This is a genomic window from Gilliamella sp. B3022 (assembly GCF_028751545.1).
Taxonomy (GTDB): Bacteria; Pseudomonadota; Gammaproteobacteria; order Enterobacterales; family Orbaceae; genus Gilliamella.
Map to the genome: position 1 here is coordinate 2,129,485 of NZ_CP071867.1, position 18,448 is coordinate 2,147,932.

25 protein-coding genes are annotated in these 18,448 nt (G+C 34.7%); 17 read left to right on the forward strand and 8 right to left on the reverse strand.

Going from position 1 to position 18,448, the window contains the following annotated elements; genetic code table 11:
- Nucleotide 1: 1 nt before the first annotated feature.
- The 7 genes from J4T76_RS09595 to J4T76_RS09625 form a co-directional block, all read right to left on the reverse strand.
- Nucleotides 2-418 (reverse strand): putative holin, encoded by a 417-nt coding sequence (locus J4T76_RS09595; protein WP_267341754.1) that lies wholly within the window; start codon nucleotides 416-418, stop codon nucleotides 2-4.
- Between the two features lie 118 nt (nucleotides 419-536).
- Complete coding sequence (locus tag J4T76_RS09600; protein ID WP_267355243.1) at nucleotides 537-908, reverse strand: ASCH domain-containing protein; 372 nt, start codon at nucleotides 906-908, stop codon at nucleotides 537-539.
- A gap of 131 nt (nucleotides 909-1,039) precedes the next feature.
- Nucleotides 1,040-1,489 carry a hypothetical protein gene (locus tag J4T76_RS09605; RefSeq protein ID WP_267345756.1) on the reverse strand — a complete coding sequence of 150 codons (450 nt, stop codon included), beginning with the start codon at nucleotides 1,487-1,489 and terminating at the stop codon, nucleotides 1,040-1,042.
- Nucleotides 1,490-1,634: 145 nt separating this feature from the next.
- Complete coding sequence (locus tag J4T76_RS09610) at nucleotides 1,635-1,949, reverse strand: hypothetical protein (protein ID WP_267355897.1); 315 nt, start codon at nucleotides 1,947-1,949, stop codon at nucleotides 1,635-1,637.
- A gap of 179 nt (nucleotides 1,950-2,128) precedes the next feature.
- Nucleotides 2,129-2,503 carry a hypothetical protein gene (locus J4T76_RS09615; RefSeq protein WP_267345753.1) on the reverse strand — a complete coding sequence of 125 codons (375 nt, stop codon included), beginning with the start codon at nucleotides 2,501-2,503 and terminating at the stop codon, nucleotides 2,129-2,131.
- Nucleotides 2,504-2,512: 9 nt separating this feature from the next.
- Complete coding sequence (locus J4T76_RS09620) at nucleotides 2,513-3,097, reverse strand: hypothetical protein (RefSeq protein ID WP_267355310.1); 585 nt, start codon at nucleotides 3,095-3,097, stop codon at nucleotides 2,513-2,515.
- Complete coding sequence (locus J4T76_RS09625) at nucleotides 3,094-3,510, reverse strand: helix-turn-helix domain-containing protein (protein ID WP_267355308.1); 417 nt, start codon at nucleotides 3,508-3,510, stop codon at nucleotides 3,094-3,096. The genes J4T76_RS09620 and J4T76_RS09625 overlap by 4 nt, the downstream gene beginning before the upstream one ends.
- Before the next feature lie 84 nt (nucleotides 3,511-3,594).
- Between J4T76_RS09625 and J4T76_RS09630 the strand changes: the two genes are divergently transcribed.
- The 14 genes from J4T76_RS09630 (at nucleotide 3,595) to J4T76_RS09695 (ending at nucleotide 12,884) form a co-directional block, all read left to right on the forward strand.
- Nucleotides 3,595-3,789, forward strand: a complete 195-nt coding sequence (locus tag J4T76_RS09630) for a DNA-binding protein (protein ID WP_267355307.1) — start codon at nucleotides 3,595-3,597, stop codon at nucleotides 3,787-3,789.
- Between the two features lie 45 nt (nucleotides 3,790-3,834).
- Nucleotides 3,835-4,140, forward strand: a complete 306-nt coding sequence (locus J4T76_RS09635; RefSeq protein ID WP_267355306.1) for a helix-turn-helix domain-containing protein — start codon at nucleotides 3,835-3,837, stop codon at nucleotides 4,138-4,140.
- Between the two features lie 11 nt (nucleotides 4,141-4,151).
- Complete coding sequence (locus J4T76_RS09640; RefSeq protein ID WP_267355304.1) at nucleotides 4,152-5,159, forward strand: hypothetical protein; 1,008 nt, start codon at nucleotides 4,152-4,154, stop codon at nucleotides 5,157-5,159.
- 24 nt (nucleotides 5,160-5,183) lie between these two features.
- Nucleotides 5,184-6,965, forward strand: a complete 1,782-nt coding sequence (locus J4T76_RS09645; RefSeq protein WP_267355895.1) for a hypothetical protein — start codon at nucleotides 5,184-5,186, stop codon at nucleotides 6,963-6,965.
- Nucleotides 6,965-8,200 (forward strand): AAA family ATPase, encoded by a 1,236-nt coding sequence (locus J4T76_RS09650; protein WP_267341764.1) that lies wholly within the window; start codon nucleotides 6,965-6,967, stop codon nucleotides 8,198-8,200. The genes J4T76_RS09645 and J4T76_RS09650 overlap by 1 nt, the downstream gene beginning before the upstream one ends.
- The gene (locus J4T76_RS09655; RefSeq protein ID WP_267341765.1) at nucleotides 8,200-8,472 is read left to right on the forward strand and encodes a hypothetical protein; all 273 of its coding nucleotides are present in this window, start codon (nucleotides 8,200-8,202) and stop codon (nucleotides 8,470-8,472) included. The genes J4T76_RS09650 and J4T76_RS09655 overlap by 1 nt, the downstream gene beginning before the upstream one ends.
- 19 nt (nucleotides 8,473-8,491) lie before the next feature.
- Complete coding sequence (locus J4T76_RS09660; protein WP_267355288.1) at nucleotides 8,492-9,013, forward strand: host-nuclease inhibitor Gam family protein; 522 nt, start codon at nucleotides 8,492-8,494, stop codon at nucleotides 9,011-9,013.
- A 2-nt stretch (nucleotides 9,014-9,015) separates the two neighbouring features.
- A complete protein-coding gene (locus J4T76_RS09665) occupies nucleotides 9,016-9,159 on the forward strand; it encodes a hypothetical protein (RefSeq protein ID WP_160424299.1) in 144 nt (47 codons plus the stop codon).
- Nucleotides 9,152-9,361 (forward strand): hypothetical protein, encoded by a 210-nt coding sequence (locus J4T76_RS09670; protein ID WP_267341768.1) that lies wholly within the window; start codon nucleotides 9,152-9,154, stop codon nucleotides 9,359-9,361. Before J4T76_RS09665 ends, J4T76_RS09670 begins: the two co-directional genes overlap by 8 nt.
- A complete protein-coding gene (locus J4T76_RS09675) occupies nucleotides 9,351-10,040 on the forward strand; it encodes a DUF2786 domain-containing protein (RefSeq protein ID WP_267355290.1) in 690 nt (229 codons plus the stop codon). Before J4T76_RS09670 ends, J4T76_RS09675 begins: the two co-directional genes overlap by 11 nt.
- Nucleotides 10,041-10,445: a gp16 family protein gene (locus J4T76_RS09680; protein WP_267355292.1), complete on the forward strand. Its 405-nt coding sequence runs from the start codon at nucleotides 10,041-10,043 to the stop codon at nucleotides 10,443-10,445.
- Nucleotides 10,446-10,457: 12 nt separating this feature from the next.
- Nucleotides 10,458-10,964 carry a hypothetical protein gene (locus J4T76_RS09685; protein ID WP_267341773.1) on the forward strand — a complete coding sequence of 169 codons (507 nt, stop codon included), beginning with the start codon at nucleotides 10,458-10,460 and terminating at the stop codon, nucleotides 10,962-10,964.
- A 3-nt stretch (nucleotides 10,965-10,967) separates the two neighbouring features.
- Nucleotides 10,968-11,330 (forward strand): Mor transcription activator family protein, encoded by a 363-nt coding sequence (locus J4T76_RS09690; protein WP_202114999.1) that lies wholly within the window; start codon nucleotides 10,968-10,970, stop codon nucleotides 11,328-11,330.
- A 402-nt stretch (nucleotides 11,331-11,732) separates the two neighbouring features.
- On the forward strand, nucleotides 11,733-12,884 hold the full coding sequence (locus J4T76_RS09695; RefSeq protein WP_267341370.1) for a M20 aminoacylase family protein: 1,152 nt from the start codon (nucleotides 11,733-11,735) through the stop codon (nucleotides 12,882-12,884).
- A 116-nt stretch (nucleotides 12,885-13,000) separates the two neighbouring features.
- Here the strand turns inward: J4T76_RS09695 and ygfZ are convergent, their stop codons facing one another.
- Nucleotides 13,001-13,879 (reverse strand): tRNA-modifying protein YgfZ, encoded by an 879-nt coding sequence (gene ygfZ, locus J4T76_RS09700; protein ID WP_267345901.1) that lies wholly within the window; start codon nucleotides 13,877-13,879, stop codon nucleotides 13,001-13,003.
- Nucleotides 13,880-14,164: 285 nt separating this feature from the next.
- Between ygfZ and ilvI the strand changes: the two genes are divergently transcribed.
- The 3 genes from ilvI (at nucleotide 14,165) to pyrG (ending at nucleotide 18,432) form a co-directional block, all read left to right on the forward strand.
- Complete coding sequence (gene ilvI / locus J4T76_RS09705) at nucleotides 14,165-15,883, forward strand: acetolactate synthase 3 large subunit (RefSeq protein WP_267341366.1); 1,719 nt, start codon at nucleotides 14,165-14,167, stop codon at nucleotides 15,881-15,883.
- Nucleotides 15,883-16,377, forward strand: a complete 495-nt coding sequence (ilvN, locus tag J4T76_RS09710) for an acetolactate synthase small subunit (protein WP_267341364.1) — start codon at nucleotides 15,883-15,885, stop codon at nucleotides 16,375-16,377. Before ilvI ends, ilvN begins: the two co-directional genes overlap by 1 nt.
- Before the next feature lie 417 nt (nucleotides 16,378-16,794).
- Nucleotides 16,795-18,432, forward strand: a complete 1,638-nt coding sequence (gene pyrG, locus J4T76_RS09715) for a glutamine hydrolyzing CTP synthase (protein WP_267341362.1) — start codon at nucleotides 16,795-16,797, stop codon at nucleotides 18,430-18,432.
- The last annotated feature ends 16 nt before the right edge of the window (nucleotides 18,433-18,448 follow it).

Sequence of the window (18,448 nt, forward strand, 5' to 3'; positions counted from 1 at the left end):
GCTATAATCCAAGTGTTACGCCAAGAATCACAGCGGAAACAATCAACGCCCGACGAATCAGAACAACCGCAAACAGAGTTCGATACTCATCAAGAACAGGGTATTCCGCACACATTTTGGAATCCATTGCCTCTGGTTGTTCATTGTTTTCTAAAGACTCAATATATTGCTTGGTATAAAAATCAGGACCAAACTCTTTCCAATCGTTATATAAATAACCTCCAGGAGATGCATAAGGGAAAAGCGCACGGTCAAGGTGATAACCAACAACAGCAGAAAGTAAAACAAGAGATAGTTTATAAACTACAACAGGCAACTGTTGAGGTGATAGTAGCGTAATAATTGCAAATAAAGTAATAGCGACTAAATACCATTTAAGCAGACGAATTTGGGATAATTTTTTGATAGGGTGTTCCATAAAAAACCTCATAATTAATTAGTAATGTATGAGGTTATTATGATCTTACTTACTTGAAATGTAATTTGAACGGGGGCAGATTATTCATTAACAATCTAAATGTAATTGATATTTTCAATTATAAATAACGGTATGATTGAGGTGCCACAATATTATTACCCAAATAGTTCAAAGGTTTAGGTTCCTCATATTGAGTCACTCTACCAACAGCGATAGCAAAGGCTTGTTGTTTTTGTTCAAAATATGCGTCATAAAACCGCTTACTTATACCCGCATATTTTTTTGTTTTTTCCCACACTAAATCAGGATTATCCGATATTACGTAATCTATATCAAATTCTCCAACGACTTTTCCAACAGTCATTGTCGCATAAATCACTATAGTCTTAACCGATTTATTTTTAAAAATATTTTTTCTAAATTCAAATCGTTTTTCACCAGATAATATTTTTGTAACAAATTCTGGTTTAATTGATAATAAAACTTTCATTAATTTCACCTAGTTTTAATATTTTTTCAAATTGATTATCGCTTAGTTTTAAACAAGACCATCTTTCTTTTTCGTTCAAACCAACCTCATTGATTAGTATTGCTCTATTGGGGCGACGAGATAATGCGATATTATATGTAAACTTTATTACATAACAAGGAGAATAAGTTTTTGTAATAATTTTTAGAATATAATTGATTCAATTCATCTAATGTGAATACACTATATTTACTACAATAGTCAACAAACTTTTTATTGCTAGAAAAAGAAGAAATAGTCCTTACTTCTTCAATAACACAGATTGATGTCGTAACGGCAGAATAATAGGCGCTTTTACCTTCTTCCCTTGTTCTATAAATTACTACAATATCGCCTTTATTAAAATTACCAGTCATTGGGATATTAGAAATATAAACTTTATGAATACTATTTGTATGAGAAACATCATCAATTATTGAGCTTGATTCTGTTTTTAAAATTGAATCAGGGAAAAGTTGAGTATGGTATTTTGGGTATACAGCCAATAAATATTTATTTGTTTTAGTATTAATATATGGGTAATCTTTTTCCAAATCCCCCAAAAAAGTTCTTTTTTTAGTAATACATTTTCTGTACCATTATTACTTTGTTTTGTACCATGTATACAAAAACCATATCGTTTAAAAAGATTAATTAAATAATTATGTTTATCAAAAACTGTAACGTATATCCCTGAAACATTATTTGCTACGGCGTTATCAAATATTTTTTTATAAAACGCTCACCACGTAATGTTCCTGCCGGGTTGAATTTAAATGTACCAATCTTTAGATAACGTCCATTAGTTAATGGAGGAGTAATATCATCAACATTATTTTCTAACTTTAAATACATAAAACCATCGATAGATGAATAATTATATAAAACAAATGCAGTATCTTTTGTTTTTACTTTCTTATTCCACCAATCAACAAAGCCATGAGCATAATCGCGTTTTAACGAATTAAAAAAAGGATCTGAAAAATTAACTTCTGAGAATTTTTGTATCTTTAAGTTATCCATATCTATCCCTCATATTCAAAATTGACAATAGTTATAGGTGTTTATTATATTTAGCCATTAATGTTAATTATTCTATTACTGTCAAACTTACTCTTCCCCACAATCTTTCTTCTTTTCAACTTCTTTTAATTGCTCCAACCGCCTATTCGCATCTTTGAGAGCTTCAGCCAATCCCAAATTTAATCATTTTTATTACAATTAACTTTCCATTTTTCCTCAAACCATTCTTTATTAATCAATGGTTCAATAGTAAATTTCGATGTTTCTGTATCGATTAGTGAACCATTTTTTGTAATATCAACTTTAACAAAAAAACGAAGAGGGAAACCATAATAATTACCATACATGTCTTTAAAATCAGCGTAGCCACAGACATAACTACGAAATGCATCATCGGAACTATTATTTTCTTCTACAAAGTATACTCGGCTAAATTTTGGATCTTTCAAGTGTTTTTCAGCTCTCTCTTTTCCTAAATCAACAGCCAACTTATCATTTGGATAATCACAGCCCATTAATAAAATCGAAATACAAAATAACCATAATTTTTTCATCTTTAATCCTTAAAAAATAATCGCCCCCAAAATAAAACCCACGGCAAATATTGCTAACGTGGGTTTTATTTGAGTTCTGAACAAAGTTATTGTTTGGTTATATAAATTTTGATTATTTAATTTCTCTAAATTAGAAAGTTCTTCAACATAATTTAATACATTTTGTAGCTGCATTTTATTAAGCCGTTTTAAATCTGAAGTACAAAATTGCCGTTTACTGTAATGATTCATCTTATCTTTTAATTCATCTTTGCCATTAATTTCACAAAGAATCAAATGGATAAGCATTTTGCAAGATGCTTTTTCTTTAGCTGCTTCAAATTCATCAGTTAAAAATTTATCAGCAATAGGAAATTGTGAAACAGTTATTTCATTAATACTACAAACACCAAGAGTAGCGTGTAGTTTAAGCCATAGTTCTCGTGCCGTTAACTCCCCATAGTTTTCAATATCAGAAATTAAACTATGAAGTGATTTTCGTTGAGCTGGAACCAAAGGGCGAGTATCTAACTCATCATCATTACTTGACGTAATATTATAAATATCTCTACCAGCTATTTGTTCTGCCGTATTATCCTGAAATCTAACCGTCACTTTGTTTTCCGCCTCCTAGTTGTATAAATATTTCCACCAGCAATTTGACCTTCACCTCGAATTGTATTATTCGAAATATTAACCCCTGCCTGCTGAGCCGTTCCTGCCGTTAGTGCACCTAAGGCTGCCGCTTTAATAGATAATGGAGCATTTCTATACATGTTTAGTAATTCATATTCATCAGCATTAATTTCATTTTCTTGTGACTTATGACCTGTCAATATATATTGAATATTAGCTCCAGAAATGGCGAGAGAAGCGAGCACTTCACCGCCTGGGACAGCAATGCCACGCTCATATTTACCCCACATTTCTCTTGAAATACCACACGTATCGGCAATATCACCTTGAGATAATCTTAGCCTTTTCCTTTCTTCTTTTAATCTTAATACGCACTGAGAATTAAAGTTCATAAAATAACCTTGACAAAGAGAACTAAAGTTCTCATAATATAACACATAAATTACACATTTATTCGTAACACAAAGGAGCACAACATGAATACTAAAGTTCTTACTCCCGAGCAAGTAAAACAGCAGTTTCGTCAAAAAGGGCTAACATTTACCCAATGGGCACATGATAACGGTTATCACCCAGTCGATGTTTATCGTGTCACAAATGGTTTTACCAAAGCAAGCCGAGGCAAAATGCACGAAATAGCAGTAAAACTTGGCTTAAAACAAGCTTACTAATGCTGATTGTAACAGTTTTTCACATATAGAAAAAGGGCGAAAGACATGCATAGAACACAAATTTCAACGTCTGGCACTCGAATACTTAAGGTACTAAAAGCGCTTAAAGGTTATACGTTAACGGGTTTATCTAACGGCGATATCGCAAAGATGATTAATGAATCGCCTGTTAATGTAACGCGTTCACTTCAAACACTAATCGAGGAAGGACTAGTAATTAAGTTAGATAATGGTTTGTTTGCTCATAGTGTGCAAATGTTGCAAATAGCCCAAGCGCATGCAATTCACATCACTAAAATGCAAGACCAAATAACAGAAATCAATCAGCGTATTACGGCTGGCGCAAGATAAGGATAACCAAAATGGCAAGAACCGCAAACAAAGCAAAAGAAGAAATTGAACTACCTGCAATTGATGAGCAAGGGATTAATAACACAATGAATACCATTACTACGATTCAAAGTGAATATAACGAAGAACGGGATCTAGTTAATCAGCTTTTGGGGCAAGCGCAAATGGCTGATGCTTTTGCTAAATTTTCCGTGACCGTCACGACTTCTAAATTAAAATTTGTTAAAGAAAACAAGCTTTATCGTGCATTAAAAGGTAAAAAAAGTCGTGACGGTCACGAGTTTTTAACTGGCACATGGCAAGAATTTTGTTCTCTATTAGGGCGTTCTGTTGAACAAATAGATGAAGATATTCGTAATCTAAATATGTTAGGCGAAGAAGCCCTTGAATCTATGTCACGCATGGGCATCGGCTACCGTGAATTACGCCAATATCGCAAACTGCCCGAAGACCAGAAAACAGCACTGATTGAAGTTGCTAAAGCAGGAGATAAAGAGGCATTAGTTGAATTGGCAGAAGAATTTATTGCTAAAAATGCTAAAGAAAAAGAGCAGCTCAAAAAAGAAAATAGTAATTTGCAAGCTGATTATAAAGCCCTGAGCAAACGTAATGCTGATGTAGCGAAAGAAAAGGAAGAATTAGCAATAAAATTGGCTCAATTTGAAATGAAAACCGTACCACTTGATGAGCGTTTAGAGCCGTTTAAAAAACAGATAGCAGAAACGCAATCACGCATGGATAAGCTATTTGAAGAACAAAGGCAGTATGTAGACATTATGTATAAATTAATGCTCGAAATACTGGAGAATGACCCTGATTACGATCCCGAAAAACCATATTCATTGCCTGAATCAATGCAAATTACATTATTAACATTGAATGGTTCAGCCGTATTAACTTTAGATCAAGCTCGTTATGTACATCGTGAACTTTGGAGCAAATTTGATAGCGATATTATAGAAGCTCAACAGCGACAAGAATCTTTAGTAAATGAGAATATCCAAGATTTATATAAATGATATTTCATATCAAGGGAATAAAAAATGGTATCACCTAATATTCGCAACTATTTAAATGAATTAGCAATTAAGCTAGATAACACAAATTTTGGTTCAAGAAGCGCTATTATGAGTGAAGCTCAAGCCTTTTTAGGTATTTCTAAACAAACTATTTACCGACAATTAAAAGAGTTTTGTGGTTGGTCAAGTGATCGGAAATGCAGAGCTGATAAAGGTGATACAAGTGTTTCTGATATTGCTTTAAATGTGGTCGGAGCAATATGTAAAGAGTCGGTGCGTGATAATGGTAAACAAACTATGTTTACAACAACAGCAACAAGTATTGCAAAACAAAATGGTTATGAAATTGGTGTAAGTACTAATCATTTTACTAGGTTATTACGAAACCGCAAAATGAATGTAAAAGCACAACAAGTGGCAAATCCTGTTCAGTCATTACGTGCATTACATCCTAATCATGTGCACGAAGTAGATCCTTCTCTATGCCTAATTTATTACATGAAAGATAAACAACATATTATGCGTGACCGTGATTTTTATAAAAACAAGTTAGAAAATTACGCAAAAGTTAAATATAAGGTTTGGCGTTACACTTTATACGACAAGGCATCAGGAATGATTATACCGTGGTATGTTGAAGCTGCTGGCGAAAACCAACATTCATTATTCCAATTTTTAATGTTTGCGTGGGGTAAGCAAGATGGACGTTTATTTCATGGTGTACCACAGCTGCTTTACTGGGATAAAGGTTCATCCAATACTTCATCAGCTATCAAAAACTTATTGGACCATTTGGAAGTGAAATACCTTGAGCACGAGGCAGGTAATGCGCGTGCCAAAGGTGGTGTGGAAAATGCCAATAATATCATCGAAACACAGTTCGAAAGTCGTTTAAAATTTCAACCAGTTAGCAGTATTGATGAATTAAATCATGCAGCAATGAACTGGGCAGAAGCCTATAACGCCAACAGACTGCCAGGACAAGATACACGTTTACGTCGTATTGGACTTGCTGAACCTGTATCACGTCAATCGCTTTGGCAGCATATTACAGCAGAACAATTACGAATATTGCCGTCAGTAGAAATTTGCCAAGCATTAATGGCAAGTCGAGAACAAGAGCGCCAAGTTAAAGCGGATTTAACCATTAGTTTCAAACATCCTCAAGCTGACAGTTCACTGATTTATAGTTTAAAAGGCTTAGATGGTATTACTGTTAAAGATAAAGTCAGTGTGCGTTCATTAGTTTACGGTGATTGTGCTATTCAAATTGAAGTCCCCCGTTATGACGGTGAAGCACTGATTTATCGTGTTGATCCAGATCGCAATTTTGATAAGTTTGGACAACGTTTAGATGCACCAGTGATTGGCGAGGAATATAAATCTAAAGGTGATACTGAAATTGAACAAGCAACAAAAGCGATGGATCAAGTGGCATACCCAAACATGACCGAAGATGAAATCAAAAAAGCGAAGCAAAAACAAGTAGCACCGTTCGGCGGTCAGCTCAATACACTCAGTTATCTAGGAGATATTAATCATCCTGCTTACTTTGAACAAAAAGGCAATGAAATTGAAACACCGGAACATTTAAAGCCAGCTACCACAACATTAACGCTAACCGCGGCTTTAATGCGTATTACCAGTTCAATCGGTCGCAGATTAACAACTGATGAAAATAAGTGGCTATCCGCTCGTTATCAAGATGGTGTTCCCGAAGATTCGTTAGAATCACTGATTCGTACATTTACAACGCCCGTTACAGCAATCGCAGACGGTACAACAGGTTTTAGGAGTGTTAAATAATGTTGAAATTAAAAAGCGTAATGAAGCAATTCAATATCAAACAGGCGCAACTCGCTAAACATATTGATTATAAAGGCAATTCAATCAGCCAAGCAGTAATTAGCCAGCTCGTTAATCACAATATTTGGCCACGCTCTATTAAACATGAAGAACTAAAGCAGAAGATTGAAAAGGCATTAATAAAATTAGGTTTAAGCAATGATTATTTACTAAATATTTTTGAAGAAGAAACTGACACAGCCGAAATCTTGGCGGACGACGCTGTGCCAGTTGACTCAAATGAAAATGAACATTTAACAAAGGAGTCAGCCTATATGTTACTACGAAAACAAACTATAAATCGAGATGCGCGTGCACATTTTCGCATTCCTCGTGACCCGTTCACTGACGAAATGACCGAAGACGCTGATGTTTATCTATCTGATGATATCCGTTACGTTCGTGCAGCAATGCGTCAAACAGCCAAGCATGGTGGAATGCTGTCAGTGATAGGTGAATCGGGAAGCGGTAAATCGACATTGCGACATGATTTAATTGATTGGATCAATATTAATCATGAACCAATAACTGTTATCGAGCCGTATGTACTAGGTTTAGAAGACAATGAGGTTAAAGGAAAATCGCTCAAAAGTATGGATATAAGTAGTGCAATTATAAGCGCTATCAACCCCCAAGCTAAACCAAAACGTAGTGCAGAAGCCCGTGCAAGGCAAATGCACGAATTACTGAAAAATAGTGCGCTATCAGGTCGTAAACATCTGTTAATTATTGAAGAAGCACACGGATTACCAATTCCAACGCTAAAGCATCTAAAGCGATTTTATGAACTGCAAGAAGGTTTTAAAAAATTACTATCAATAATTCTAATTGGACAAACAGAGCTACAAACAAAACTATCAGAGTATAACCCAGAGGTTCGTGAAGTTGTGCAACGCTGCGAAGTTGTGAACTTAAAACCACTTGATTTTAAAGTTGAAGAATATATCAAGCATAAATTTTCACGTGTTGATATGGACTATACAACATTATTTGATTCATCTGCATTTACTGAAATCATCAATCGGTTACGTGTTGCAACAACACGTCGAGGTGAAAAACAAGTGCGATCATTATGCTATCCATTAGCAGTAAATAACCTTGTTTCTAACGCATTAAATCTAGCTGCACGCATTGGTGCGCCAAAAGTTACAGGTGAAATAATTGTTGAATGTATCAAAGATCGAGGAGATATCTGATGAAAAAGAACCAACTAATCAGTAATAACATCAATGCGGTTAATAAGGCTGTAAATATATTATCTAATGAAGAATTAACTGTCATTGGTTTTTATCATGATTCACTTTCAAAGCCAACTATTGAAATTGAGCATCACCCTAAGTGCAATAAATATATAGATGCTGGTCAAGCAACGTATTATCGACACGAAGGGCACTATCGATTTGGGCAGTTTGAATTAAATGGCTGTCGAGTTATATGGAAAGAACGTGATATTAGTCGCTTGCATTAATCGAATAGGAGCTATAGAAATGATAAAGACTAAAAAACGTATTAAAGCTACCGCATCAATCTATGTTGTGCAATCTAAAGAACAAGCATCAGAAGCTATTAAATATTTGGGCGATATACAGCGTGAATTAATTCGATTAGAAACCGAAATGAACGACAAAATCGCAGATATTACAAAAAGTTATTCATCAAGTATTGAAGTGTTAAAAAAGAAGGCGACAGAAATACAAAAAGGGATCCAAATTTGGTGCGAAGCAAACCGTGATGTTTTAACAAACAATGGTAAAGTTAAATCAGCCAATTTAGTTACTGGTGAAGTGCAATGGCGTAACCGCCCACCGTCGTGTGTTATTCGTGGTTTAGAAACGGTTATAGAAACACTAAAAAAGCTAAAACTGGAACGATTTATTCGTACAAAAGAAGAAGTTAATAAAGAAGCTATTTTGAATGAACCAAACGTTGTCGCTCATGTGCCAGGTATTACCATTAAAAAAGATGTAGAAGATTTTGCGATAGTGCCTTTTGAACAGGAGGTTATCTAATCATGCAAACACAAGATTTTTATATTTTGCATCAATTTATATTAAGCCAGACAGCTAATTTTATAGTTCACTGTAAAGAGTATGGTTTATCTGAATTTGAAGCGGATCGCATCATTGACGAGCTAGAGGAATTAGCTAATGGGTAAATTTTCTAGCCCTAAACGTTATATGCCCGACCATTATATTTCAATCAGCCATGAACATTCATTTATGCGTGAAGTAACTGGTCAGGGTTATGTTGATGGAAAGCTGTACGATGAACTTTATGCTGAATATGTAAAATTAAAATCAGCTAAAACATTAAAACAGCGTTTTGTTAGTTTTTTAAGGTGTTTTTATGACAAATAATAATGAAAAGTATATTGAAAAAATCAAAAAACTTTTAGCGTTAGCAAAATCAACAAATCCCAACGAAGCTGCTATTGCTATGAATCAAGCCATCAAATTGATGGTAAAACATAATATCAGTAATAAAGATGTGGAATTATCTGAAATTGAGGAACATGTGTCAAAACATGCCCCTTCAAATGCAGAGAAACCACCAAGATATTTTTCAATATTAGTAAGTATCATTTCAAGCGCATTTGGCGTGCGAGCTTATTTTACTCGGGAAAACAATAAACGAAAGGTTTCATTTTATGGACTAAGGGAACGACCACAATTAGCCGCTTATACCTTTGACGTTTTAAGTGTTCAATTAGTTAAAGCTCGGAAAGAATTCTTATCGCAACAAAATGGTAATTGTAAAAAAATCACTAAAATTAACCGAGCTGATGCGTTCTGTGTTGGCTGGGTTAATGGTGTTTATCAATTAATTGAAGATTTTGCAATGACTGATGAGGAACTAAATCTATTAGCTGAATATAGAAAGACAAAAGAGTTATCGCCAGCTAAGGTTAGAGATGCTAAAAAGTGTAATGGTTCAGATTCTTCACAATTTATTGGTTACTTACAAGGTAAAACCGCTCAATTGAATCATGGTGTATCAAATTCAGGTTATTCTCCATCATTAATAGGGGGTAAATAGATGAAATCTAAATATATCAAGCTGATTCATATTGCAAAATCTCAACTTAATCTTGATGACGATACCTATCGTCATCTATTAATGAATATAACTAAAAAAACTAGTACCAAGGATATGACAGTTTGGGAACTGGAAAAAATTCTAAATCACCTTAAATCAAAAGGTTTTAAAGTTAAATCATCAAAAAAAACAGGGAAGATAACTGCTACAGAACCAGTTCATAAAAAAATACGCTCATTATGGCTAGAGCTAGCTGATGCAGGTGAAATCAAAAATCGTTCTGAAAAAGCTATCAATTCTTATGTAAAACGTATTACTGGTGTTGAAGTGATGGATTGGATTACTCAAAAACAAGCAATGGTTGTAATTGAAAGCCTAAAAAGTTGGCTAGAACGCGTCGCGTAACAAGGAATAAAAATGAAATTAAAACGTTGCCCAATTTGTCATAATGAAATTAATTTAGAAGCATTGGTAGAGGATGATTCAGGCAGAGAACTACTTATATTAGTAAGTAATTTAAACTATGGCTGTGCTAAGCCGATGATTGCCTATATTGGTTTGTTTCGTACTCAAAAATCAAATTTGAGTAACTCACGAGCGGTAAATTTAATAAATGAGGTACTACAACTTTTTCAACCAAGTAGGCATCTAGCACACGCGCTACGGGAAACGGTTAATAATATTCACGCTAAGCGTTTAACTAGTGAGTACAAACCGTTTAAAAATCATAATTATCTAAAGTCAGTTTATGATTCTACTAAACATTTATTTGCGTACGTTGAACATAAAGAAGAAGACAAACCCGCTCGTAGCAGTAATGAAGAGTATTTTGAACAGATGTATAGGGCTGGTGTTGACTTTAGTAAATTAGAAAAAAATATACCAGGCGCACTAGATTGGTATAAGAAGAAAACAGGAGCGTAAATTATGACCAAGTCTGCAATATCTATTAAACGTCATGAACTACTAACGCATATATCATTATCTGTGGCTAATGAAGCCATGGATTATGGTCTACCTGAAGATATTGCGGTTCATCTTGGCGATAGTATTGCAAATACAATTTCAGAACTGTTCGGCGGTCAGAACATTACGTTTCCACGCGACTACAGATTTAAACTAAACCAACGAGACTTGCAAATCTATGACGCATTTAAAGGCAATAACTACGCAGAACTAAGTCAAAAATATAAAATGACAGAACGAGGTATCAGAAAAGTAATCGACCGAGTTCATAAACGAATGATAAAAGAAAAACAACCAACATTGTTTGATTTTAATGACGCCTAATTAATTTTAGAGCAAAATTTTTTAGGCAATTTTTTATTTCATATCTTGTAACACTTTTTCAAAAAACAATTTCATTATTTCCCTGTTTATTTTGTTATATCCCATTTATCTCATCATTCTGTTATTATTTATCATGTTCTATTTCATTTAACCATGATTCCATTTGGTCCATTTTTATTAATTTCTGGTTATTATCTTTGTTATTTTTGTCAAGAAGTTTCAGATCAACTATCCGTTTTAATCAATAATTAACTGGTACCAAACTGTTGCTGTTACACGAAATAACTCAAAAACTCTAATCTCAGTAAAAATTGTTATTTTCATAAAAGGTAAAATAGCAGTATAGTAAAGCGCATTTATACCCTTTTCAGTTAAAAAAAGAAAATCAATAAGGAATTTATAATGAGTACCATCAATGAATTGAAATTAGAAATGATCAATTGGCGCCATCATATTCACGCTCATCCTGAAACCGCTTTTGAAGAGATCAATACGACAAAATTTATAATCGAAAAATTGAAATCTTTTGGTATTACCGAATTGTATACAGAGTTTGCACCAACTGGCGTAGTTGGTATTATTAAAGGTAATAAAGATGGACGATGGATTGCCTTGCGGGCTGATATTGATGCCTTAGATATTATTGAAGAAAATGATATGGCTTATTGTTCAACAATAACCGGTAAAATGCATGCTTGTGGTCATGATGGTCATACAGCAACGTTATTAGGGACAGCTAAATATTTAAGTGAACATCGGGATTTTGCTGGGACAGTTGTTGTCATTTTTCAACCTGCCGAAGAAAACGAAGGAGGGGCACGTGTTATGGTTGAAAATGGATTATTCGAACGTTTTCCAATACAAGCGGTATACGGAATTCATAATCAGCCTAATATGAAACTCAACCATTTCTATGTAACTCATGGTCCAATGATGGCATCCTATGATGTTTTCGAGATAAAAATTACAGGTGTCGGTGCTCATGCAGCAGCGCCTCATTTGAGTAAAGATACAATTTTGACCGCGACTCAAATTGTTAATGGCTTACAAAGTATTGTGAGTCGTAATGCTGACCCACTTAGTGCATTAGTGGTCAGCGTAACTCAAATCCATAGTGGTGATACTTGGAATGTCATACCGCAACAAGCAGTGATTCGAGGAACGGTTAGGACTTTTGATGCACAAGTTCAAGATATGGCTGAAAATCGTATTAAACAAATTGCAACAGGTATCGCATCAACCTTTGAAGCTAAAGCTGAAGTAGACTATCAAAGACGTTATCCTGCCACTATCAATTATGTAAAACAAGCAGAAATTGCTATTAAAGCGGCTAAAAAGGCAGTGGGAGAATCCCATGTTATTATTGATCCAAATCCATCAATGGGTGCGGAGGACTTCGCTTTTATGTTAAAAAAAATACCCGGTGCTTATGTGTGGTTAGGTGCTGGTGAAGGCGCTAACTTACATAATCCCGCTTATAACTTTAATGATGAGGTTTTAACCACTGGCGTTGAATATTTTATTGAAATAGTTCATCAAGAATTAGGCAAATAAACACCCTTATTAATTAATGTTTAATTAATATAAATACTAAAATGATTAAACAGTTAACCAATTAACTCTATTTTATGGTTAACTGTTTGATGAGTATCTATGAATCAGATGTTTTATTAATGGAAACTAAGTACACTATCAGTTTCCCCTTTTACTCTAAACGGGGTATTTAAATCGATACCATTAACCAGAACAACTTGTACATAAATATCATTATTTTGATTAAGTTTTAAAGCCGCCAAAACTTGACCGCTTTCTCGCCAATTACCATCAATTTGGTATTCAATCGTACCACCGATAGTAGGTAAGACAGCGCTTTTACCGGTTAATAAATAAAGCCCACGTTTGTTGGCTCCTCGATATTGTGCTCGAGCGACCATTTCTTGCCCACAATAACATCCTTTATCAAAACTAATAGCATTGAGATACTGTAAATTACAGGCTTGAGGTAATAAGCTTACAATATTTTCTGCATCAATAATGGCATAACCAGCTTCTAAATCAAGTTGTAACCAACGGCTACAAGGTTCTAAATCATTATTGATTGCCTCAGGTGTTATCTTTATGACCCTAACATGAGGAGAGGTTAATTTTATATAGGTTACATTATTTTCAGTAAAGCAATTATTATTTGTGAATTTAGAAAGTATTTCACTAGGTATTGCTGGAGAATCTAATCCAACAATATTTAAGTCCGTGACAGGTTCAATGCTTACTTTAGAAAAGACTGCATATTTTTTTAAGGCAGCCATTTGTTTTTCTACTACACTTTTTCGAACGATGTAGTAAATATCTTGACCTCGTTGGAATATTAGTAAATTGCTCCACATTTTTCCCTGAGAGTCACAGTGTGCTGCAAATAATGCTGTTTGTTCTGTAAGATTATCAATATTTATTGTAACTTGTCCTTGCAAATATTTATGATTATCAGTACCAGAAACTTTGACTAATTGCCAATCAGCAAGTGAGATGGGTTTAATTGAGAGAATGCTCATAATAAGGCCTATTTTATAGTAATGGAATCTAGAATCAGTATTGCCAGAAATTAACTTATTAAGAGTTTATATAAATACGAGAAAAATAACAATAAAATCAATAAATAATATTTTAACGAAAAATTATTATACATTGTTTTAATTAATGTTATTTATCACAATTTAAAATATCAGATGATTATTAAAATTTGTCTCACTTATATTATTGAGTTTATTGATTTTATGTATAAGTTAATGCAAAATGAACCATTAGATGACAAATTAGTTATATTGGAGGCAATAAGCATGGCAAAATTGTCAGGTGCGGAGATGGTCATTCAATCTTTGATTGATCAAGGAGTAAAACAAATATTTGGTTATCCTGGAGGAAGTGTTCTTGATATCTATGATGCAATTCACACACTGGGTGGAATTGAACATATTTTAGTTCGTCATGAACAAGCTGCTGTGCATATGGCGGATGGTTATGCTAGATCAACGGGTGATGTTGGTGTAGTTTTGGTTACATCAGGTCCTGGCGCAACTAATACAATAACTGGGATTGCCACCGCATATATGGATTCAGTGCCATTGGTAATTTTGTCCGGTCAAGTAGCCAGTAATCTTATCGGTAATGATGCTTTTCAAGAATGCGATATGGTTGGTATTTCACGTCCAATTGTTAAACATAGTTTTCTAATCAAAAATAGCAAAGATATTCCTGAAACTATAAAAAAAGCGTTTTATATCGCATCGACAGGTAGACCTGGACCGGTAGTGGTTGATTTACCGAAAGATATTGTTAACCCTGCTAATAAATATCATTATCATTATCCTGAAAAAGTATTAATGCGTTCGTATAATCCAACTATTCAGGGTCATAAACAACAGATCAAAAAAGCGTTAACAACTTTATTGTCCGCTAAAAAGCCCGTGTTATTTGTAGGTGGTGGTGTAATTAGTGCTGATGCGAGCTATGAAATTAAAACGCTAACAGAAAAATTAAATTTACCTGTAGCTTCAACACTAATGGGTATTAGTGCTTTTCCTGGAACAGATAAGCATTTTTTAGGGATGATCGGTATGCATGGAGTATATGAAGCCAATATGGCGATGCATAATGCAGATGTGATTGTTGCTATCGGTGCACGTTTTGATGATCGTACGACCAATAATGTTGAAAAATATTGTCCAAAAGCCAAAATCATCCATATTGATATCGATCCTACCTCAATATCCAAAACAATACAGGCAACGATTCCGGTTGTTGGTGATGCCAAAGTTGTTCTTGAAATCCTATTATCTATGTTAGATGAATCAAATATTGACCGTGATCTTGATGCTTTAATTGATTGGTGGAAACAAATTGAACATTGGCGTGCACGTCACTGCTTAGCCTATAATCACGAAGGTCAAAATATCAAACCTCAAGAAGCCATCGAAGTATTGTATAAATTGACTAAAGGTAATGCCTATGTGACAACCGATGTGGGTCAACACCAAATGTTCACTGCACTTTATTACCCATTTGATAAACCGCGTCACTTTATTACATCTGGTGGGTTGGGTACCATGGGCTTTGGCTTACCAGCAGCTCTGGGCGTTAAATTGGCTTTTCCGAATAAAACTGTTGTTTGCGTGACTGGTGATGGTAGTATTCAAATGAACATCCAAGAACTTTCAACCGCACTTCAATATGGCTTGCCTGTGTTGGTATTGAATCTTAATAATCGCTTTTTAGGTATGGTTAAACAGTGGCAAGATATGATTTATGCTGGTCGTCACTCATGTTCTTATATGGAGTCTTTACCTGATTTTGCCAAAATTGCCGAAGCTTACGGTCATGTTGGTATAGTAATATCTAAGCGTGAAGAACTCGAACCAAAACTTAAACAAGCGTTAGCAATTAAAAATCGTTTGGTCTTTTTGGATGTCATGACAGATGCTACAGAACATGTGTATCCAATGCAAATACGTGGTGGTGCAATGAACGAAATGTGGCTTAGTAAAACGGAGAGAACCTAATGCGTTATATTTTATCAATTTTAACAGAAAATGAGCCAGGCGCATTGTCACGTATTATTGGTTTGTTTTCACAACGTGGCTTCAATATTGAAACGATTACTACCGCACCAACTGAAGATCCAACAATGCATCGCATGACTATACAAACCACTGGCGATGAACATGTGCTTGAACAGATTCAAAAACAATTGCATAAATTAGTCAATGTGTATCGGGTGAATGATTTAACCGTAGGTCCACATGTTGAACGCGAAATCATGTTAGTAAAAGTGGCCGCTAAAAATTCTGATGTACGTGAAGAAGTTAAACGCTGCGTAGAGATTTTTCGAGGTTCGATTGTTGATGTAACTGCTACACATTATATTGTGCAATTATCTGGCACGAGCGAAAAATTAGACTCGTTTTTAGCCTCAGTTCGTGAAACATGCAATATTGTCGAAATTGTCCGTTCGGGTATTATTGGTCTATCACGCAGTGAAAAAACGGTTAAGTAAATGTGTGATTTAATTTACAGGCGCATCAAGCGCCTTTTTTACCTATGGATGATAAGTTAACTATTAAAATTAATAAAAATTCCAAAATGGTGGCTTAGAACTGTGGTTTCGGGCTTCTGTCACTGTTGAATGAAATAGATCCTTATTCAATAATAGGATAAATAACTAATTATTCAATAAATATTATAACGGAGCTTATCTTTACTAATCTAAACAATTTTCATAACCCGTTATCATGTCCGCAAATTCTTTACGAGCAAAATGATGAACTTATTTATTGAGCTTAATTATTCAATTGTGAGCTAAGACAGATTCTGTTATACTAACTTCCCGTCTGATTCCACATATATTGCAGTCATTTTATAGTTTAAAATCGATGCAATGTTATTCAATTAAATTAATAATGGTCTGGTATTAATGGTCACGAATTATATTTTTGTTACAGGCGGTGTCGTTTCTTCTTTAGGTAAAGGCATTGCCGCAGCGTCTCTTGCTGCAATTTTAGAAGCCCGCAATTTAAAAGTCACCATGCTAAAACTTGATCCCTACATTAATGTTGATCCAGGTACAATGAGTCCTATTCAACATGGTGAAGTTTTTGTGACTGAGGACGGCGCTGAAACAGATCTGGACTTAGGTCATTATGAGCGTTTTATACGTACCAAAATGACACGTAAAAATAACTTCACGACAGGACGTATTTATTCTGATGTATTGCGTAAAGAGCGTCGTGGAGACTATTTAGGAGCAACAATTCAAGTTATTCCTCATATTACTAATGAGATTAAATCACGTGTTATTGAAGGTGCAAAAGGTTTTGATGTCGCGATTGTTGAAATTGGTGGCACTGTTGGGGATATTGAATCACTACCATTTTTAGAAGCGATCCGTCAATTAGCCGTAGATGTAGGTCGTGAGCATACGCTATTTATGCATCTAACATTAGTGCCTTATTTAGCATCATCTGGTGAAGTTAAAACTAAACCAACTCAGCATTCAGTAAAAGAACTTCTTTCAATTGGTATTCAACCAGATGTTCTTATCTGTCGTTCAGATCGCATCATTCCTGCCAATGAAAGATCCAAGATTGCTCTATTTTGTAATGTTCCTGAACGTGCGGTTATTTCACTGAAAGACGTCGATTCAATATATAAAATTCCAGCATTATTAAAATCACAAAATTTAGATACTTTTGTTTGCAATCGCTTCCATCTTGAATGCAAAGATGCCGACCTTTCTGAGTGGGAGCAAGTAATTTATGAAGAAGCCAATCCAGTTGGTGAAGTTACAATTGGTATGGTGGGTAAATATATTGAGCTACCCGATGCTTATAAATCAGTGAATGAAGCATTAAAACATGGTGGATTAAAAAACCGTTTAACTGTACATATCCGTTATATTGATTCAGAAGATCTTGAATCACGAGGTACGGATATGTTAAAAGGATTAGATGCAATTCTCATTCCTGGTGGATTTGGTTATCGTGGCGTTGAAGGTAAAATCATGGCAGCTCGCTATGCCCGTGAAAATAAAATTCCATATTTGGGTATTTGTCTTGGCTTACAAGTTGCAATGATTGAATATGCCCGTAATGTCGCTGGGATTAAAGATGCCAATTCTACTGAGTTCGTTAAAGATTGTACTAATCCTATTATTGCTTTAATTACTGAATGGAGTGATGAGTCGGGTAATGTAGTACAACGTAATGAAAACAGTGATTTAGGTGGAACTATGCGTTTAGGTTCTCAGATTTGCCATTTAGAACCGAATTCATTAGTATATAGTATGTATAAAAATGAGTCGATTACGGAACGTCATCGTCATCGTTACGAAGTCAATAATAATTTATTACCAAAAGTGGTTGACGCTGGGTTAAAAGTAACAGGTCTTTCAACGGACAGAAAACTTGTTGAGATCATTGAAATCCCAGATCATCCATGGTTTGTTGCTTGTCAATTCCATCCGGAATTTACCTCGACACCACGAGATGGACACCCACTATTTGGGAGTTTTGTGAAAGCTGCTAAAACTTATCAGGAGCAGCAACAAAAATAGTTTTTGGATTAACATT

Coding starts and splice junctions, on each gene's coding strand:
- J4T76_RS09650 (WP_267341764.1), top strand. CDS start 6,965: ATGTTGAAATTAAAAAGCGTAATGAAGCAATTCAATATCAAACAGGCG.
- J4T76_RS09675 (WP_267355290.1), top strand. CDS start 9,351: ATGACAAATAATAATGAAAAGTATATTGAAAAAATCAAAAAACTTTTA.
- J4T76_RS09645 (WP_267355895.1), top strand. CDS start 5,184: ATGGTATCACCTAATATTCGCAACTATTTAAATGAATTAGCAATTAAG.
- J4T76_RS09625 (WP_267355308.1), bottom strand. CDS start 3,510: ATGAACTTTAATTCTCAGTGCGTATTAAGATTAAAAGAAGAAAGGAAA.
- J4T76_RS09695 (WP_267341370.1), top strand. CDS start 11,733: ATGAGTACCATCAATGAATTGAAATTAGAAATGATCAATTGGCGCCAT.
- pyrG (WP_267341362.1), top strand. CDS start 16,795: ATGGTCACGAATTATATTTTTGTTACAGGCGGTGTCGTTTCTTCTTTA.
- ilvI (WP_267341366.1), top strand. CDS start 14,165: ATGGCAAAATTGTCAGGTGCGGAGATGGTCATTCAATCTTTGATTGAT.
- ygfZ (WP_267345901.1), bottom strand. CDS start 13,879: ATGAGCATTCTCTCAATTAAACCCATCTCACTTGCTGATTGGCAATTA.
- J4T76_RS09610 (WP_267355897.1), bottom strand. CDS start 1,949: ATGGATAACTTAAAGATACAAAAATTCTCAGAAGTTAATTTTTCAGAT.
- J4T76_RS09595 (WP_267341754.1), bottom strand. CDS start 418: ATGGAACACCCTATCAAAAAATTATCCCAAATTCGTCTGCTTAAATGG.
- ilvN (WP_267341364.1), top strand. CDS start 15,883: ATGCGTTATATTTTATCAATTTTAACAGAAAATGAGCCAGGCGCATTG.
- J4T76_RS09670 (WP_267341768.1), top strand. CDS start 9,152: ATGGGTAAATTTTCTAGCCCTAAACGTTATATGCCCGACCATTATATT.
- J4T76_RS09615 (WP_267345753.1), bottom strand. CDS start 2,503: ATGAAAAAATTATGGTTATTTTGTATTTCGATTTTATTAATGGGCTGT.
- J4T76_RS09690 (WP_202114999.1), top strand. CDS start 10,968: ATGACCAAGTCTGCAATATCTATTAAACGTCATGAACTACTAACGCAT.
- J4T76_RS09635 (WP_267355306.1), top strand. CDS start 3,835: ATGCATAGAACACAAATTTCAACGTCTGGCACTCGAATACTTAAGGTA.
- J4T76_RS09660 (WP_267355288.1), top strand. CDS start 8,492: ATGATAAAGACTAAAAAACGTATTAAAGCTACCGCATCAATCTATGTT.
- J4T76_RS09655 (WP_267341765.1), top strand. CDS start 8,200: ATGAAAAAGAACCAACTAATCAGTAATAACATCAATGCGGTTAATAAG.
- J4T76_RS09685 (WP_267341773.1), top strand. CDS start 10,458: ATGAAATTAAAACGTTGCCCAATTTGTCATAATGAAATTAATTTAGAA.
- J4T76_RS09640 (WP_267355304.1), top strand. CDS start 4,152: ATGGCAAGAACCGCAAACAAAGCAAAAGAAGAAATTGAACTACCTGCA.
- J4T76_RS09630 (WP_267355307.1), top strand. CDS start 3,595: ATGAATACTAAAGTTCTTACTCCCGAGCAAGTAAAACAGCAGTTTCGT.
- J4T76_RS09600 (WP_267355243.1), bottom strand. CDS start 908: ATGAAAGTTTTATTATCAATTAAACCAGAATTTGTTACAAAAATATTA.
- J4T76_RS09680 (WP_267355292.1), top strand. CDS start 10,041: ATGAAATCTAAATATATCAAGCTGATTCATATTGCAAAATCTCAACTT.
- J4T76_RS09665 (WP_160424299.1), top strand. CDS start 9,016: ATGCAAACACAAGATTTTTATATTTTGCATCAATTTATATTAAGCCAG.